Here is a 16,427-nt window from a genome sequence, read left to right as displayed (position 1 = left end):
AATAAAAAAACATCCTTATCGAGTACAATTATAAGGAGCAAAAAAATAAAACTCATCAGAAAAGAGGAAGAAGATATGACGATACTATCTAAAATTTTAGTGACTCTAGTTGCAATTGAATTTTTTTATATCATGTATATCGAAACGGTGAGAACTGATTCTGACACGACAAGTAGGGTTTTTAAAATGAGTAAAGAAGAGTTAAGCAGAAAATCTGTTCAAACATTGTTTAAGAACCAAGGAGTGTACAATGGACTATTAGGAGTGGGACTACTTTATGGAGCTTATCTTTCTTCCGCATCTAAAGAAATCACAAGTATGCTATTAATATCTATTTTTTTTGTTGCATTATATGGCAGTTTGACTAGCGATCGTTGGATTTTACTCAAACAAGGTGGGCTAGCTCTGTTGGCATTGCTTTCTATTTTCTTATAAATATAGAAAAAATAAGAATTTATCTAACAGGAAACTTTGTGAAAAATATTACTTTATCTCATGAAATATGATATTCTAATGAATGGTATTTTAGAAAATTTCATGAAAAAGGAGTTAGATAGGTGTTCAAAAATTATGTTTCCTCACTAAAAAAAGAATTTTCAGGTTATGATCTTTCAAGATTTCAGAAAGATCTTTTGGCTGGGATCACAGTAGCTGCTGTAGCATTGCCTTTAGCCTTGGCTTTTGGGGTATCAAGCGGAGCTGATGCGGCCGCAGGTTTGATTACGGCTATCATTGCCGGTATCGTTATTGGCGGTTTATCAGGCGGTTTTTATCAAATATCAGGTCCGACAGGTGCGATGGCAGCTATCTTGATGTCTATTGCGGCAACAAAGGGAATGCAAGGTGTATTGCTTGCTACTTTTTTAGCGGGTCTATTTTTACTTGCAGCAGGACTTTTCCGATTAGGAACACTGACTTCTTTTATCCCAGCACCCGTAATTACGGGGTTTACTTCAGGTATTGCTATCATTATTGCATTAGGTCAGATCGATAATTTATTTGGTGTTCACTCGGAAGGTACAAACGTTATTGAAAAACTAAGTAGTTATCAAACGATAGGATTTCCGATAAACACAGCCTCTTTGATCATGGGAGGGCTAGTCATTTTAGGGATGTTTATCTATCCAAAAAAATGGGCGAAACGAATGCCTAGTTCGCTGCTGGCTATCATTTTGGCAACAGCAGTTATGCTATTGTTCCATTTACCAGTAGCAACTGTGGGTAAGATTCCACAAACATTGATCAGTAGTAATCGTTTGAATATGGGAGATTTTAGCTTTTCTGCCTTGCAACAAGTGGCAGTTCCAGCTATTAGCATTGCTTTATTAGGAATGATTGAAAGCTTGCTATGTGGTGCTTCGGCTGGCCGAATGGCAAATAAGCCCTTAGATAGCAATCAAGAATTAATGGCGCAAGGAATTGGAAATCTGTTGCTTCCTTTCTTTGGCGGGATTCCTGCTACTGCGGCCATCGCCCGTACAAGCGTGGCCATCAAATCTGGTGCACAAACTAGATTAGCTGGTATGATACATGCAGTTGTCTTACTGCTCTCCATGCTTGTTTTTGCGCCAGTGATGTCACAGATTCCAATGCCAGCACTTGCAGGTGTTTTGATTGTGACGGCTTGGCGTATGAATGAATGGGAAACGATCAAGGAGCTATTTACTAATAAATATTGGTCAGCAGTTCTATTGTTTATCCTTACGATGATTTGTACAGTTATCTTTGATTTAAGTATTGCTATCGTGATCGGGGTGATCGGCGGCTGTGTATTTTTTGTTGTCAAAAGCGCTGCTATCACGATTTCATTAGAAACGATCGATTGGCAAAGAATGGGGCTGCCAGAAACGGAAAAGCTGAATAACTGGACAGTAGTGTATATTAGTGGTCCACTGTTTTTTATGTCTTCAGAAAAACTCAAAAATAAATTGGAAGAACTAAATCATCACGATGGTGTCATTTTCTCCATGCGAGGCGTACCAAGTATTGATTTGACGGCACGTGCAGTTTTTGATGAATTTCAAGAAAAAGCAGAGCAAAGAGGACAAACGATTATCTATACTTCCTTGCAGCCAGAAGTAGAAAAACAACTTTCTCACTTGTGGGAACATACATTCACGCATCAACATCAAACAGTTGCTCATGCGTTGACAGCTTTACATGCGAAATATACTGCAATTAGCCATTAAAACAATGAAAAAGAACAGACAAGACTGTAAACTGAAGATTTTATGGTCTTGTCTGTTCTTTTTAATATTGCTGTAAAAGTGAAGCTAGTACTTGCCAGTCTTGATGGATAACAGGTACAAGGGAGCGATTGTAGAAAATAGCTGCTGGATGAAAAAGTGGAAGAATTCGATAGTTTTTTTCTGACCATTCGTAGGCATCCTTTTGTTCTGTTAATTGTAAGACAGGCCCTGTATAGAGTTGACCATGATTTTTGGTAACCGTATATTCTTTGCCAAGTAAACGTTGAAGACCAATGTTTCCAAGTGTCGCAATTAATTTTGGCTGGACCTTCATCAGTTCGTAATCCAATATTGGTGCATGCGCAAATACTTCGGAACGAGTAGGTGTCCGATTTGGATAAACAGTTTCTGACTGTTGTGTCCGTTTATTGATCCGATGAGTCACGCGATACGGGCGGCTCCTTACAGCACTGGTGATATACACCTCTTCTCGTGTTAAGCCAGTTGAAGAAAGTGCCTGCATCAATTCTTTTCCAGCTTGACCGCTAAAAGGAACATGCGTATCAATCTCTGTTTTCCCTGGGGCTTCTCCCACGAGCATCAGTTTAGGATGAAGAGGTCCTTGCCCAGCGATAAATCCTTCTACAGGACGGCCGTTCATTCTTAAAGAAGCTTCTTGTATCAGTTCTTTTGGGTATTCCATTTATGCTCCTCCTTTTTCTTTTATTATAAGAATAAAAGAAACACAATGCGACTATTTTATTTGGTAGAACTGTGAGGATAGAAAAGCAGAAGTATTGCTTGAATTTTTGTTTTACTTTTTGATTTTAAATTTAGTTGACTAACGGTTGCTGTTCTGGTAAGCTAGTACTGTTGTAATTGTGGACTCCACAGCTACAACCGCTCAGAACAAGTAATAAGCACAGCATATGCTGTCACTTCGGATGGCGAGTCTAAGTATATCAGAAGGAGGTGCTTTATAGCATGTACGCAATTATTAAAACTGGTGGTAAACAAGTAAAAGTTGAAGTGGGACAAGCAATCTATGTTGAAAAACTTGACGTTGAAGCAGGAGAAAAAGTTGTTTTTGACGAAGTTATCTTAGTAGGCGGCGAATCTACAAAAGTAGGCGCTCCAACTGTTGCAGGTGCAACTGTTGAAGGTACTGTTGAAAAACACGGCAAACAAAAGAAAGTCGTTACTTTCAAATACAAACCTAAAAAACATTCACACCGTAAACAAGGTCATCGTCAACCATATACAAAAGTGGTTATCGACGCGATCAACGCTTAATAGCGTTTGAGAAAGAAGGCCTATATATGATCAAAGGAACATTTAAGCGAAATGACGCAGGTCAGATCGTTTCATTCACTTTGACCGGGCATGCTGATGCTGGTCCTTATGGAAGTGATATCGTTTGTGCGGGTGTTTCTGCGTTAGCGATCAGCACTGTCAACGGGATTGCCTCATTAGCCGGTTTTGAGCCGATTGTTGAAATGAATGAAGAAGAAGGCGGTTATCTTTATACCGAAGTCACTTCAGGAATGACACAAGAACAAAACAATATTGCTGAGATTCTATTAGAAAATCTTTTATTAGGATTACAATCGATAGAAGCTGAAAACTCAGAATATATCCAAATTAAAACAATTAATGATAAATAGGAGGTGCAGACCATGTTGTTATCTATGAATCTACAATTATTTGCCCACAAAAAAGGTGGCGGTTCTACATCTAACGGCCGTGACTCAGAATCAAAACGTCTAGGTGCTAAACGTGCTGATGGACAAACAGTTACAGGTGGATCAATTCTTTACCGTCAACGCGGTACAAAAATCTATCCAGGTGTAAACGTGGGTATCGGTGGAGACGACACTTTATTTGCAAAAGTTGATGGCGTAGTACGTTTCGAACGTAAAGGCCGTAACAAAAAACAAGTGTCTGTTTATCCAGTAGCTCAAGAAGCTTAATTGAATCTTATGATTAAAGAGGTTGTGACAAGACTTTTGTCACAGCCTTTTTTGTTTATAAAAATAAAAGTTGTAGTGGAGGCTACGAAGTTTACTTTGTCTTTTTACACTTAATATTTTTTTGCCAATTTGGAATCAGGATGTTTTGATAACTATCGTTTTCAATTGATGGAAGCTATATTGTTTGCTATCAGTGAAATAATTATATGGTAAACAGTGTTCTTTTTCTTGTTTCCATTATAAAAATCGTATCGGGATTTTTCGTTCTTTTAAATTGAACATTTCTATCTATCCGCGTGTTATCAACAAAACAAAATCAGGTAAATAGTTGACGAAACAGAAATAAATACATAGTATTATGTTTTGAAGCCTAAGTACAACAGTCTATAGAAAAGGAGCGATACCATTGGCAAAACGCATTGACCGAATTTATATGTATGTCAAAGAAAAAACCGCTCATTTAACAAAGGCAGAATATGATCAAGGAGTAACAACACAGGAAATTGCTGAAGTGTTAGGGATTCAGCGAACAAATAGCAGTAAAGATCTGAATCAGCTAGTGCGCGAAGGAAAACTGATAAAGACAGACGGACGACCAGCACGTTACATATATCAAACACTCGTTACGCACGTAAAGCCAGTTACAAAACATGTAGTCAGTTACAAAGAAACGCCGGTCTCTGAAGAAAAAAATACACTCCAAATAGATACTAAGGATATCTTTGCAAAAATCATTGGAGCTAACGGCAGCATGAAAAATTCAGTGGAACAGGCAAAAGCTGCGATTTTGTATCCGCCAAGAGGATTAAATTGTTTGATTACAGGACCTACCGGATCAGGAAAGACTTATTTTGCACACGCGATGTATCATTTTGCAAAAGCGCATCATGTAATAGATGAGGAAACGGAACTGATTGTTTTCAATTGTGCTGATTATGCCAATAACCCTGAGCTTTTGATGAGTCATTTATTTGGGTACGCAAAAGGTGCTTTTACAGGCGCAGATGAAGAAAAAATGGGGATTATCGATCAAGCGGATGGCGGTATGCTGTTTTTGGATGAGATTCACCGGTTGCCGCCTGAAGGTCAAGAAATGATCTTTTACTTTATGGATCATGGAACTTACAGTCGTCTTGGGGAAACAACGAAATCCCATGAAGCAAATGTACGGATCGTAGGTGCGACCACAGAAGACCCAGGTTCTTCTCTATTAGAAACTTTTGTTCGGCGTATCCCAATCAATATCAAACTTCCGGCTTTTGAAAAACGTCCTGCAAATGAGAAAGTCGATTTAGTAAAAATCATGATTGCCCACGAAGCAAACCGCACGCAGCGAAAGATTTCTTTGACAGAAGATGTAGCAAAAGCATTGATCGGCAGTGTGACCTATGGAAATATAGGACAATTGAAGTCAAATATCCAGTTAGTATGTGCACGAGGATTTCTAAATCATATGCAATCACCCGAAATCTCGATCACAATCGATGATTTGACAGAAGGGATTCGTAGCGGATTGATTCAATTAGCAAGCAACCGCGGTGCAATGGCAGAGCTTTCTAAAATATTGGAGCCAAAGATAACTGTAGCACCAAATGATACGATCATGAAAATCCAATCGGACTCCTATGAGTTACCTTATAATCTATATGATATCATCGGAGATAAAGCAGCTTTACTGAAGTCGGATGGTTTGGATCAAGAAGCAATCAATCATTTCATTTCTACAGATATCAACATCCATCTGAAGTCTTTCTATAAAGACCATGGTTTTTCTTTTAATGCAGACAGCAAATTAGCAGAATTTGTAGATCCGAAAATCATAGAAGTGACCAATCAGATTTATGTAATGGTCAAAAGATCTTTACCATATGAGTTTCAGCAAAACTTTATTTATGCTATGAGCTTGCATATCAGTTCTTTTTTGAAAAAAATCAACTTAGGAGAAGAACGGCATACGAATGATAACATCCGTGAGATGGCTTTTGATTTTCCAGATGAATATGCTGTTGCGAAAGAAGTGCGTAGTTATATCGAAACGTATTTTCAAGTGGAGATTCCAGAAAGTGAAGACTATTACTTGACCGTTCTACTCGTCTCGTTACGGGCAAATCAAGCAAGCGGCAGAATCGGTGTAGTCGTTGCAGCTCACGGAAACAGCACAGCAAGCAGTATGGTCCAAGTTGTCCAACAGTTGTTAGATGCAGAGAACGTACGAGCAGTAGACATGCCTTTGGATATGGATCCGAAAACAGCATTGGACCGAATTGAACGCAATGTACAAGAAGTAGATGAAGGAAGCGGGGTCATACTCTTAGTAGATATGGGGTCCCTTGCGTCGTTTAATTCGCAAATTCAAAGAGACACTGGAATTCCAGTACGTACTGTTGATATGGTAACAACTTCTCTAGTTTTGGAAACTGTACGAAAGGTCTCAGTATTAGGGACAGATCTAGATATGTTGCATGAATCATTGAAAAATTTTCGAGGTTACGCAGAAATATCTTCTGTAGAATCTGTTCAGGAAGCAAAACCTATTCATAAGAAAAAAGCTGTTTTGGCTATCTGCGCATCTGGCGAAGGTACAGCATAAAGAATCAAAGAATTGATCGAACGAGCGGTAAACAAGCGTCAAGAAACAGAATTAGAAGTTCTAGCTTTGTCGATTGTGGAAGTGAAAGAAGAACTGCCAGTTATCCAAAAAGAATATCAGATCATAGCTACTACTGGGATTACTGATTTGAATATCCAAGCCCCATTTATTCCTTTAGAACGTTTTATTGATCAAAATATCGAAGTCATTTTGGATCAGTTGCTGATGGAATCAGAATTGGAGGAAACTGAATTCATCTCCCTAGATGAAGAGTCAGCTAAAAATACGTGTGTTGAGTTTATCTCTGATAACTTCATCTTTATTAATGGTAGTAAGTTAATCGATCCAATGTGGCAATTTTCTACACAAATCTCTCAGACGACGGGAATCGGCGATGAAGAATATGGATTCAAAATCAACCTAGTGATGCACACAGCAGGAATGATCGAACGTATTATTCGGAATGAACCATTGACTGTGGAAGAAAACGAATTGACAAATACAACGAATGATCCTCTTTATAGCCAATTGGCAGCCTCAGTTGTTCTGTTGGAAGATCAGATAAAAGTAAAAGTGCCGATAGAAGAAATGTATTATCTGCTACGTCTAGTCCATAATCAGTTAGATAAAAAAGAATACACTGTGCCATGAATACACAAAAACGATACACTTTTATAGTGTATCGTTTTTGTGTATTGGTTAAGAATCCTTTAAATTCAATTAGTGTATCGTAAAAAAGTTGGCACGCTTTTTGCTTATAGTAGTGTGTGCTAGGAGGTGGTTGTTCACACAGAAATGATAGGGGTTTCTGTGAAGTAGTGAGGAAGAAGGAGTTTTGCAGATGGATATTCGATTGGCACGTATAGATGATCGTTTAATCCACGGGCAAGTCGCAACAGTTTGGTCGAAGCAAACAGGTGTTGAACGTATCATTGTGATCAGCGATGTAGTCGCTCAAGATAAATTGAGAAAGTTTCTACTAAAAGAAGCTGCACCGCCGGGGATCACAGCAAATGTAATAACCGTGCAGAAAATGATTCAAATCTATCATAGTGGATTATTATCACGAGCAAAAGTGATGCTTTTATTCACCAATCCCCAAGATGTTGAAGCGGTTGTCCGCTGCGGTGTACAGTTGAAGTCGTTGAATATCGGCGGTATGAGTTTTACTGAAGGCAAATCAATGATTACCAATTTTGTTTCAGTAAATCAACAAGATATTGATTCCTTTCGTTACTTGAACAGTCAAGAAGTGGAGTTAGAGATTCGAAAAGTACCTGCTGACAGGAAAATCCTTTTGATGGAACTACTAGCGAAAATCAAAAAGGTGTAGCAAGAATGGTTGTTGGAAAAGGTCAAATAATTCTGTTGTAATGGTTAGCAATTATTAATATTTTTGAATTTGTTACAACAAAAGTAAATAGGAGGTATAAATATGGTAGGGATTATCCTAGCAAGTCATGGACAATTTGCTGAAGGAATCTTACAATCCGGTTCAATGATCTTTGGCGAACAAGAAAACGTCAAAGCCGTGATTTTGAAACCAAGTGAAGGTCCAGATGACTTGAGAGCCAAATTGGAAGAAGCGGTTGCTTCTTTTGATAATCAAGACGAAGTGTTATTCTTAGTTGATTTATGGGGCGGAACACCGTTCAATCAATCAAACACATTATTCGAAGAGCACAAAGATAAATGGGCAATCGTCAGCGGTTTGAATTTACCAATGTTGATTGAAGCCTACGCATCACGCTTTTCAATGGAATCTGCTCATGAAATTGCAGCACACATCATTGAAACAGCAAAAGACGGTGTAAAAGTAAAACCGGAAGAATTAGAACCGGCAGAAGCACCGAAAGCAGCAGTTGAAGACGCACAACCTAAAGGAGCACTTCCAGAAGGAACTGTGGTCGGAGACGGAAAAATCAAATATGTATTAGCACGTGTTGACTCACGTCTGTTACATGGACAAGTTGCGACAGCTTGGACAAAAGCAGTGCAACCAAACCGTATTATCGTTGTTTCAGATGCAGTATCAAAGGATGATCTGCGTAAGAGACTAATCGAACAAGCTGCTCCTCCAGGTGTAAAAGCAAATGTTATTCCTATTAGCAAAATGATCGAAGTAGCAAAAGACCCTCGTTTTGGAAATACCAAAGCATTGCTTTTATTTGAAAATCCTGAAGACGTATTGACAGCTGTTGAAGGTGGCGTAGACATCAAAGAATTAAATGTTGGGTCAATGGCGCATTCGGTTGGTAAAGTCGTTGTAAGTAAAGTATTGTCTATGGGACAAGAAGACGTTGAAGCGTTTGAGAAGCTTGAACAAAAAGGTGTGAAATTCGATGTACGTAAAGTACCTAATGATTCACGCGATAACATGGATGATATTTTGAAAAAAGCAAAAGCTGAATTAGCAAAAGCGTAATAAATAATATTAAAATTTATAGGAGGCTTATCATGTCTATTATTTCAATAATTTTAGTCGTATTAGTTGCCTTTCTAGCTGGTATGGAAGGTATTCTTGATGAATTTCAATTTCATCAACCACTAGTGGCATGTACATTGATCGGTTTAGTTACCGGTAACCTCGAAGCTGGTATCGTACTTGGCGGTACGCTTCAGATGATCGCTTTAGGTTGGGCAAATATCGGTGCCGCTGTAGCACCAGATGCTGCATTAGCATCAGTAGCATCAGCAATTATTTTAGTTTTAGGTGGACAAGGTGTTAAAGGTGTTCCTTCTGCGATCGCGATTGCCGTTCCTTTGGCTGTTGCAGGGTTGTTCTTAACAATGATCGTACGTACAATCGCTGTTCCAATCGTTCATTTGATGGATGCGGCTGCTGAAGAAGGAAACATCCGTAAGGTTGAAATGTGGCACATCATTGCTGTATGTTTACAAGGGGTTCGTATCGCGGTCCCAGCAGCAGCGTTGCTATTTATCCCAGCACAAACTGTGCAATCATTCCTTGAATCAATGCCAGCATGGTTAACAGATGGTATGGCTATCGGTGGGGGAATGGTCGTAGCTGTAGGTTACGCTTTGGTAATCAACATGATGGCTACAAAAGAAGTATGGCCATTCTTCGTTATTGGTTTCGTTGTAGCTGCAATTTCTCAATTAACATTGATTGCTCTAGGTGCTTTAGGTGTTGCATTAGCTCTTATTTACTTGAACCTTTCTAAAATGGGTGGTTCATCAAATAATGGAGGCGGAAGCAACTCTGGTGACCCTTTAGGCGACATTTTGAATGACTATTAATCTTGAAGGAGGAAAATAAAATGGCAGAAGAAAAAATCAAATTATCAAAAAAAGATCGTTTAGCTGTTGCGTGGCGCTCTACCTTCATTCAAGGTTCATGGAACTACGAACGTATGCAAAACGGTGGCTGGGCATTTTCTATGATTCCAGCAATCAAAAAATTATACAAAACAAAAGAAGAACGTTCTGCAGCATTAAAACGTCACTTGGAATTCTTTAATACACACCCATACATTGCTTCTCCAATTTTAGGGGTTACATTGGCTCTGGAAGAAGAACGTGCGAATGGCGCGCCTGTTGATGATGTAGCGATTCAAGGGGTTAAAGTAGGTATGATGGGTCCTTTAGCTGGTGTTGGTGACCCAGTGTTCTGGTTTACAGTACGTCCAATGCTAGGTGCACTAGGTGCTTCATTAGCTATGGGAGGAAATATCCTTGGACCAATCATCTTCTTCTTAGGTTGGAACATTATTCGTTGGGCATTCATGTGGTATACACAAGAATTTGGCTACAAAGCTGGTTCTAAAATTACTGATGACCTTTCTGGCGGATTGTTACAAGACGTAACAAAAGGTGCTTCAATTTTAGGGATGTTCGTATTAGCTGCCCTTGTACAAAGATGGGTATCAATCAAATTCTTACCAGTTGTATCAACTGTAAAATTAGATAAAGGTGCTTACATCGAATGGGATAAATTGCCTTCAGGTGGTGAAGGAATCAAGAGTGCATTTGAACAAGTTAATAATGGCTTAGCCCTTTCTCCTGAAAAGGTAACAACATTACAAGACAACTTAGACCAATTGATTCCTGGTTTAGCTGCATTAGGATTAACATTGTTATGTATGTGGTTGCTTAAGAAAAAGGTTTCTCCAATCGTTATCATCCTTGGTTTATTCGTAGTCGGTGTTGTTGGACACGTCATCGGACTTTTATAATCCATAAAAATATAGCTCGGGCGTTGTCCCGAGCTTTTTTTATATAGTATACTGTTCATAAACAAATATCTGGAGGGAGAAAATGGTTCAATCAATCAATACAAAAGTAGACTTGGTAATTGATGCTACTTCGTTTACGGGTCTGACAGATTACGGGCAAATCATGATAGGTGATAATGGTTTTGAGTTTTACCATGCGCGAGATAGACGCAAATATATCCAAATTCCATGGGAAGAAGTGGATTATGTACTAGCATCAGTCATGCTAAAGGGAAAATGGATTCCTCGATATGCCATTCAAACGAAAAAAAATGGTACATACACATTTTCTTCCAAAGAACCTAAAAAAGTGCTTCGTGCGATCAGAGAATATGTAGATGAAGATAGAATGGTACAATCATTGAGTTTCTTTGATGTAGTGAAACGTGGTATTCGTAGTATGTTTAAACGCAAGTAAAAAATAAAGAAAACTTCTAAGAGGAGGTTTTCTTTATTTTTTTACTTTGCAGAAGAAAATATGAAATAGCAAAACCAATTATTTGTCCCCTTTAAATCCCATATGCTAAAATTGATTAGCAAAGAAGGAGGTTATATTATGAGTTGGTTATGGACATTGATTGTTGGAGCCGTGATCGGAGCAATTGCAGGTGCGATCACCAGTAAAGGAAATTCGATGGGCTGTGTAACGAATATCATTGCTGGACTAGTCGGTTCAAGTATTGGACAAGCGATTTTCGGCGAATGGGGACCAAAAGCTGCAGGTATGGCACTTATTCCATCTATTTTAGGCGCAGTGATTTTGGTAGCAGTTGTCTCATTTTTCTTTGGAAAACGATCATAAGTTTTTACAAAATAGTAAACTAAAAGGAGTTGCAGCGAGACTGTGACTCCTTTTTGGCTTTATTTATTTAAAATAAAAAGAAGTTTTCCGGAAATTTTTATTTAACTGTCGTGTACGAAGAAAAGTTTGCTATAATGGAAAAAAGCGTGCAAAGAAAGAGGGAGTTTCATTATGATGCTACGTGTAGAAAAATTGCGCAAAAAAATGCAAGAAGAAAATTTGGATTCATTTTTGGTTACCAGTCCGTACAATCTTCGTTACTTAACGAACTTTACAGGTACGACAGGATTAGCTGTTATTACTTTGGAAAAAGCATTTTTTATTACTGATTTTCGTTATACCGAGCAGGCGGCAGCGCAGGCTCAAGGGTTTGAAATTATTAAAAATGTCGGACCTATTTTTGATGAGGTAGCAAACTTAGTACGCAAAGAAGAACTGCACTCATTAGCTTTTGAGGAAACAACAGTCTCATTTTTAGAATATTCGGTTTTAGAAGAAATCATCGATGCGGAATTAGTACCTGTTTCACAGATGATCGAAGAACTCAGAGAAGTGAAAGATGAAGAAGAAATCGCTATTATCGAAAAAGCATGTCATATTGCGGATATGGCATATGATCACATCCTGAAAATGATCCAACCGGGCATGACTGAGATTGAAGTCGCAAATCAACTAGACTTTTATATGCGTTCTCTTGGCGCTTCAGGTGTTTCTTTTGATACGATCGTTGCTAGCGGATTGCGTTCGGCTATGCCGCATGGTGTAGCAAGCAAAAAAATCATCGAACAAGGCGACTTGATCACATTGGACTTTGGTTGCTATTACGAAGGGTACGTTTCCGATATGACACGTACATTCGCTATTGGTGATCCTGGGGAAAAATTAAAAGAAATTTATCAAATAGTCTTAGATGCTCAATTAGCAGTTATTGATGCTGCAAAACCAGGAATGACTGGTGTCCAATTAGATGCAGTTGCTAGAGATTATATTTCAAAACATGGTTACGGGGAAGCATTTGGACATTCTACAGGACATGGGATCGGTTTAGAGATCCACGAAGGACCAAACGTTTCTTCTCGTGCAGAAAAGCAATTTGTACCAGGAAATGTGATCACTGATGAACCAGGGATCTACTTACCAGGAATCGGTGGAGTACGTATTGAGGATGACTTGTTGATCACAGAAGATGGAAATCGTGTGTTGACTCGTTCACCAAAAGAATTGATCATCTTATAGTTTCATCAATAGAAGAAGTAAGCGTAAAAATCAGTGTTCACAGACTTTGTTATAGAAAATCACTCGATTTAATGATACACTATAGAAGAACTTTTAAGCTGTAAGAGATAATAAAGTTGGGTGTTTTCTCCAATTCATAGCAGTTTGCAGCTGATCGGCGGCAGTTTTCTTACCACGTGATCACTATGCCGCATCATAGAGAATTCGGATGTATCTCGTGCTTAGGCAAAGGGAGGAATAAATAAATGGCAGATGAAAAAAATTTGATTTTAAACGCAAACCAAGATTTAGGAGAGATCGTGATCGCTCCTGAAGTCATCGAAGTAATTATCGGGATTGCAGCTTCTAAAGTAGAAGGCGTATACGGAATGCGCGGAACTTTTGCCAGCAATGTCACTGAATTATTAGGACGTGCAGCTCACGGAAAAGGTGTTTACTTAGCAAACGAGGAAGATGGCTTGAAAGTAGATCTTTACTGTTATCTAGAATATGGTGTTTCAGTTCCTAAAGTAGCAATGGAAATGCAGGAACGGGTCAGCCAGCAAGTCCTTTTCATGACGGATATCGATTTATCTGAAGTCAATATCCATGTAGTAGCTGTTGTTCCTGAAAAATTAGAACAACCAACAATCGAAGAACTTTTTGAAGACGAAGAGGAAGAGAATGAATAAAGAATTATCAAGACACGAGATTCGGGAAATGGCATTGCAGGCTTTATTTCCATTAGACTTCAATGCAGACCTAACAAAAGAAGATGCGATTTTCAACGCAATCGAATTAGACCACCGCGACATGATCAACGAAGATGAATCAGAGTTTGTTCCTGTTTATCTTGATACGCTAGTTGGCGGTGTCTGTGCAAAAAAAGATGAATTGGATAAAGTGATTGAAAAACATTTAAAAAACAATTGGCACATCAATCGGATCTCAAAAATGGATTTGGTGATCTTGCGTATCGCGATTTTTGAAATGACTTATGTGACAGATGTACCAGCGGCTGTTGCTTTAAATGAAGCAATCGAGTTGGCAAAAACATTTAGTGATGACCGTTCACGTAAATTCGTCAACGGTGTTTTATCCAATGTATTGAAAGAATTAGAAGCTGGGGCGTAAGTCCTAGCTTTTTTCTATGAATCATCATAAACCTGTTATAAATCGGGAAAATTCTATGGTAGAATGAAAACACAAAAAATATCTGGGAGTGGTTAGATGGCAGAATTGATTAACGGAAAAGAATTAGCTGAAAAAATGCAGGCAGAGATTGCTGAAAAAATCCAAAAATTGAAAGATAATGGTATCCATCCCGGATTAGTCGTTTTATTGGTAGGGGAAAATCCAGCCAGCCAAATCTATGTAAGAAATAAAGAACGTGTAGCAAAAGAAATCGGAATCCATTCATTGGTAGAGCGTTATCCTGAGACGATTTCTGAAGACGAACTACTTGCAGAAATTGAAAAATACAATCAAGATCCTAGTTTTCATGGTATATTGGTCCAATTACCATTGCCAAAGCATATAGATGAAGAAAAGATCCTGTTAGCTATCCGCCCTGAAAAAGACGTAGACGGTTTTCATCCGATGAATTTAGGCAGACTCCTTGCGGGTAAACCGGACAAGATTCCTTGTACTCCATACGGCATCATGAAAATGTTTGAAGCTTATTCTATCGATCCGGCGGGTAAACGAGCAGTAGTTATCGGACGAAGCAATATCGTCGGTAAACCGATGGCTCAGCTACTCTTGATGGCAGATGCAACTGTTACTGTTGCTCATTCTAAAACCGAAAATCTGGCTGAACTGGCACAAGAAGCAGATATTTTAGTCGTAGCAATAGGACGTGGACATTTTGTCACAAAAGAATTCGTAAAACCAGGTGCTGTAGTGATAGATGTAGGGATGAACCGTGATGCTAACGGTAAGCTGATCGGTGATGTGAAATTTGATGAAGTGGAGCCTATTGCAGGCTGGATCACTCCTGTGCCAAAGGGTGTAGGGCCAATGACTATCACGATGCTGATGTATCAAACCGTAAAATCTGCCGAAGCTTTTGGAGCAGGTGAATAGATGGCACAAGAATATTTAACTGTCACTACATTAACGAAGTATTTGAAAAGAAAATTTGATGCCGATCCTTATTTAGAACGCGTATATTTAACAGGCGAAATATCGAATTTCCGTTTACGTGCCAATGCCCATCAATATTTCAGCTTAAAAGATGACCATGCAAAAATATCTGCTATTATGTTCAAAGGAGCATTCCAAAAATTACGATTCCAGCCAAAAGAAGGAATGAAAGTCCTTGTCGTTGGGCGTATTTCATTATATGAAGCGGGAGGTTCTTATCAAATCTATGTAGAGCACATGGAGCCTGATGGAATAGGTGCTTTATATCAAGAATTGGAAGAACGAAAAGAAAAGCTGATGAAGGAAGGCCTTTTTCAAGGGCCTAAAAAAATGCTGCCACGTTTCCCAAAGCGAATCGCGGTCCTTACCAGTCCAAGCGGAGCGGTTATCCGCGATATCATCACGACGGTGAAAAGAAGATATCCAATTGTCCAATTGGTTTTGTTCCCAACAGTTGTACAAGGAAACCAAGCAGCGGACAATGTTGTCAGGAATATCCAGAGAGTAGAAGAGATGGGCAATTTCGATACAATGATCATCGGTCGTGGGGGTGGTTCGATTGAGGATTTATGGCCGTTTAATGAAGAGCGGGTTGCTCGGGCGATTTATCAAGCTAATACGCCGGTGATTTCATCTGTAGGACATGAAACAGATACCACGATCGCTGATTTAGTAGCAGATGTTCGGGCTGCCACTCCAACAGCAGCTGCAGAATTAGCTGTTCCTGTTTTGTCAGAAGAGTTGATGCGCATTCAAGAACGGCAAGCTAGATTGCAGCAGGCGTTTGTACGCCAGATCCAGCGCAAACAAGAACGGTTCGAGCGTGCTCGACGTTCCTATGTATTTCGGCAGCCTGAAAGATTGTATGAAGGTCAGACCATCAAATTAGACCAGTTGAAACAGCGATTATATCAAGCTACACAGCAAATTTATCATGCGAAAGAAAAACAAACGATCGCATTAAGCCACCAATTGGAACAAGTGGCTCCGCTTTATCGAGTTAAAGCAGCTCGCCAAGAAACTGCTTATCTAGAAAAACGCTTAGAAGAGAAAATCCAACAATATATGAAACAACAGCAGCAGCGTTTTGCTCAAGCTGTTCAATCTCTTGATTTGTTGAGTCCATTGAAAATCATGGGAAGAGGCTACAGCTATACGACGTTAAATGATCAAGTAGTAAAAAGTGTCTCCGAGATTCATCAAGGGGATTTGCTGACGATCCATTATCAAGATGGAATCGTTAAAGGACAAGTACAAGAGATAGACAAAGGAGAATAAAAA

At 39.0% G+C, this 16,427-nt stretch carries 17 protein-coding genes, 1 pseudogene and 1 other annotated feature; of the genes and pseudogenes, 17 read left to right on the top strand and 1 reads right to left on the bottom strand.

The window, feature by feature from the left end; all coding sequences use genetic code 11:
* The first annotated feature begins 75 nt into the window (after positions 1-75).
* Entirely contained in the window at positions 76-435 is a 360-nt protein-coding gene (locus PYW34_RS09135) for a DUF1304 domain-containing protein (protein WP_002323271.1), read from the top strand.
* Positions 436-557: 122 nt separating this feature from the next.
* A complete protein-coding gene (locus tag PYW34_RS09130; protein WP_002294025.1) occupies positions 558-2,189 on the top strand; it encodes a SulP family inorganic anion transporter in 1,632 nt (543 codons plus the stop codon).
* A 61-nt stretch (positions 2,190-2,250) separates the two neighbouring features.
* Here the strand turns inward: PYW34_RS09130 and PYW34_RS09125 are convergent, their stop codons facing one another.
* The gene (locus tag PYW34_RS09125) at positions 2,251-2,892 is read right to left on the bottom strand and encodes a uracil-DNA glycosylase (RefSeq protein WP_002289449.1); all 642 of its coding nucleotides are present in this window, start codon (positions 2,890-2,892) and stop codon (positions 2,251-2,253) included.
* Between the two features lie 185 nt (positions 2,893-3,077).
* Positions 3,078-3,154: a sequence feature (ribosomal protein L21 leader region), on the top strand.
* Positions 3,155-3,173: 19 nt separating this feature from the next.
* On the opposite strand from PYW34_RS09125, the gene rplU reads away from it, so the two are divergent.
* The 15 genes and pseudogenes from rplU to xseA all read left to right on the top strand — a co-directional run bounded on the left by rplU (position 3,174) and on the right by xseA (position 16,424).
* Positions 3,174-3,482: a 50S ribosomal protein L21 gene (rplU, locus tag PYW34_RS09120; protein WP_002289450.1), complete on the top strand. Its 309-nt coding sequence runs from the start codon at positions 3,174-3,176 to the stop codon at positions 3,480-3,482.
* 26 nt (positions 3,483-3,508) lie between these two features.
* Positions 3,509-3,853: a ribosomal-processing cysteine protease Prp gene (locus PYW34_RS09115; protein ID WP_002289451.1), complete on the top strand. Its 345-nt coding sequence runs from the start codon at positions 3,509-3,511 to the stop codon at positions 3,851-3,853.
* A gap of 12 nt (positions 3,854-3,865) precedes the next feature.
* Positions 3,866-4,159, top strand: coding sequence for a 50S ribosomal protein L27 (gene rpmA, locus PYW34_RS09110; protein ID WP_002289452.1), 294 nt, complete (start codon positions 3,866-3,868; stop codon positions 4,157-4,159).
* Between the two features lie 433 nt (positions 4,160-4,592).
* Positions 4,593-7,400, top strand: a pseudogene (locus PYW34_RS09105) (sigma 54-interacting transcriptional regulator).
* A 190-nt stretch (positions 7,401-7,590) separates the two neighbouring features.
* On the top strand, positions 7,591-8,082 hold the full coding sequence (locus PYW34_RS09100; protein ID WP_002289455.1) for a mannose/fructose/sorbose PTS transporter subunit IIB: 492 nt from the start codon (positions 7,591-7,593) through the stop codon (positions 8,080-8,082).
* 102 nt (positions 8,083-8,184) lie between these two features.
* Entirely contained in the window at positions 8,185-9,174 is a 990-nt protein-coding gene (locus PYW34_RS09095; protein WP_002289456.1) for a mannose/fructose/sorbose PTS transporter subunit IIB, read from the top strand.
* Positions 9,175-9,206: 32 nt separating this feature from the next.
* Positions 9,207-10,010 carry a PTS mannose/fructose/sorbose transporter subunit IIC gene (locus tag PYW34_RS09090; protein WP_002294546.1) on the top strand — a complete coding sequence of 268 codons (804 nt, stop codon included), beginning with the start codon at positions 9,207-9,209 and terminating at the stop codon, positions 10,008-10,010.
* A 20-nt stretch (positions 10,011-10,030) separates the two neighbouring features.
* Positions 10,031-10,945, top strand: a complete 915-nt coding sequence (locus PYW34_RS09085) for a PTS system mannose/fructose/sorbose family transporter subunit IID (protein WP_002286670.1) — start codon at positions 10,031-10,033, stop codon at positions 10,943-10,945.
* An 82-nt stretch (positions 10,946-11,027) separates the two neighbouring features.
* On the top strand, positions 11,028-11,402 hold the full coding sequence (locus PYW34_RS09080; RefSeq protein WP_002286668.1) for a DUF956 family protein: 375 nt from the start codon (positions 11,028-11,030) through the stop codon (positions 11,400-11,402).
* A 138-nt stretch (positions 11,403-11,540) separates the two neighbouring features.
* Positions 11,541-11,786 carry a GlsB/YeaQ/YmgE family stress response membrane protein gene (locus PYW34_RS09075; RefSeq protein WP_002286666.1) on the top strand — a complete coding sequence of 82 codons (246 nt, stop codon included), beginning with the start codon at positions 11,541-11,543 and terminating at the stop codon, positions 11,784-11,786.
* 171 nt (positions 11,787-11,957) lie between these two features.
* On the top strand, positions 11,958-13,022 hold the full coding sequence (locus PYW34_RS09070) for a M24 family metallopeptidase (protein WP_002286665.1): 1,065 nt from the start codon (positions 11,958-11,960) through the stop codon (positions 13,020-13,022).
* 245 nt (positions 13,023-13,267) lie between these two features.
* Positions 13,268-13,693, top strand: a complete 426-nt coding sequence (locus PYW34_RS09065; RefSeq protein ID WP_002286664.1) for an Asp23/Gls24 family envelope stress response protein — start codon at positions 13,268-13,270, stop codon at positions 13,691-13,693.
* Positions 13,686-14,135, top strand: a complete 450-nt coding sequence (gene nusB, locus PYW34_RS09060; protein ID WP_002286662.1) for a transcription antitermination factor NusB — start codon at positions 13,686-13,688, stop codon at positions 14,133-14,135. Before PYW34_RS09065 ends, nusB begins: the two co-directional genes overlap by 8 nt.
* A 96-nt stretch (positions 14,136-14,231) precedes the next feature.
* Positions 14,232-15,086, top strand: a complete 855-nt coding sequence (locus PYW34_RS09055; protein WP_002286660.1) for a bifunctional methylenetetrahydrofolate dehydrogenase/methenyltetrahydrofolate cyclohydrolase — start codon at positions 14,232-14,234, stop codon at positions 15,084-15,086.
* Positions 15,087-16,424, top strand: coding sequence for an exodeoxyribonuclease VII large subunit (xseA, locus tag PYW34_RS09050; RefSeq protein ID WP_002294545.1), 1,338 nt, complete (start codon positions 15,087-15,089; stop codon positions 16,422-16,424).
* Positions 16,425-16,427 lie beyond the last annotated feature (3 nt).

The organism is Enterococcus faecium, assembly GCF_029023785.1.
GTDB classification, from domain to species: domain Bacteria; phylum Bacillota; class Bacilli; order Lactobacillales; family Enterococcaceae; genus Enterococcus_B; species Enterococcus_B faecium.
The sequence above is the reverse complement of the archived record's forward strand: the minus strand, read 5'-3'. Positions and strand labels throughout refer to the sequence as shown.

Coding starts and splice junctions, on each gene's coding strand:
- PYW34_RS09135 (WP_002323271.1), top strand. CDS start 76: ATGACGATACTATCTAAAATTTTAGTGACTCTAGTTGCAATTGAATTT.
- PYW34_RS09125 (WP_002289449.1), bottom strand. CDS start 2,892: ATGGAATACCCAAAAGAACTGATACAAGAAGCTTCTTTAAGAATGAAC.
- rplU (WP_002289450.1), top strand. CDS start 3,174: ATGTACGCAATTATTAAAACTGGTGGTAAACAAGTAAAAGTTGAAGTG.
- PYW34_RS09115 (WP_002289451.1), top strand. CDS start 3,509: ATGATCAAAGGAACATTTAAGCGAAATGACGCAGGTCAGATCGTTTCA.
- rpmA (WP_002289452.1), top strand. CDS start 3,866: ATGTTGTTATCTATGAATCTACAATTATTTGCCCACAAAAAAGGTGGC.
- PYW34_RS09100 (WP_002289455.1), top strand. CDS start 7,591: ATGGATATTCGATTGGCACGTATAGATGATCGTTTAATCCACGGGCAA.
- PYW34_RS09095 (WP_002289456.1), top strand. CDS start 8,185: ATGGTAGGGATTATCCTAGCAAGTCATGGACAATTTGCTGAAGGAATC.
- PYW34_RS09090 (WP_002294546.1), top strand. CDS start 9,207: ATGTCTATTATTTCAATAATTTTAGTCGTATTAGTTGCCTTTCTAGCT.
- PYW34_RS09085 (WP_002286670.1), top strand. CDS start 10,031: ATGGCAGAAGAAAAAATCAAATTATCAAAAAAAGATCGTTTAGCTGTT.
- PYW34_RS09080 (WP_002286668.1), top strand. CDS start 11,028: ATGGTTCAATCAATCAATACAAAAGTAGACTTGGTAATTGATGCTACT.
- PYW34_RS09075 (WP_002286666.1), top strand. CDS start 11,541: ATGAGTTGGTTATGGACATTGATTGTTGGAGCCGTGATCGGAGCAATT.
- PYW34_RS09070 (WP_002286665.1), top strand. CDS start 11,958: ATGATGCTACGTGTAGAAAAATTGCGCAAAAAAATGCAAGAAGAAAAT.
- PYW34_RS09065 (WP_002286664.1), top strand. CDS start 13,268: ATGGCAGATGAAAAAAATTTGATTTTAAACGCAAACCAAGATTTAGGA.
- nusB (WP_002286662.1), top strand. CDS start 13,686: ATGAATAAAGAATTATCAAGACACGAGATTCGGGAAATGGCATTGCAG.
- PYW34_RS09055 (WP_002286660.1), top strand. CDS start 14,232: ATGGCAGAATTGATTAACGGAAAAGAATTAGCTGAAAAAATGCAGGCA.
- xseA (WP_002294545.1), top strand. CDS start 15,087: ATGGCACAAGAATATTTAACTGTCACTACATTAACGAAGTATTTGAAA.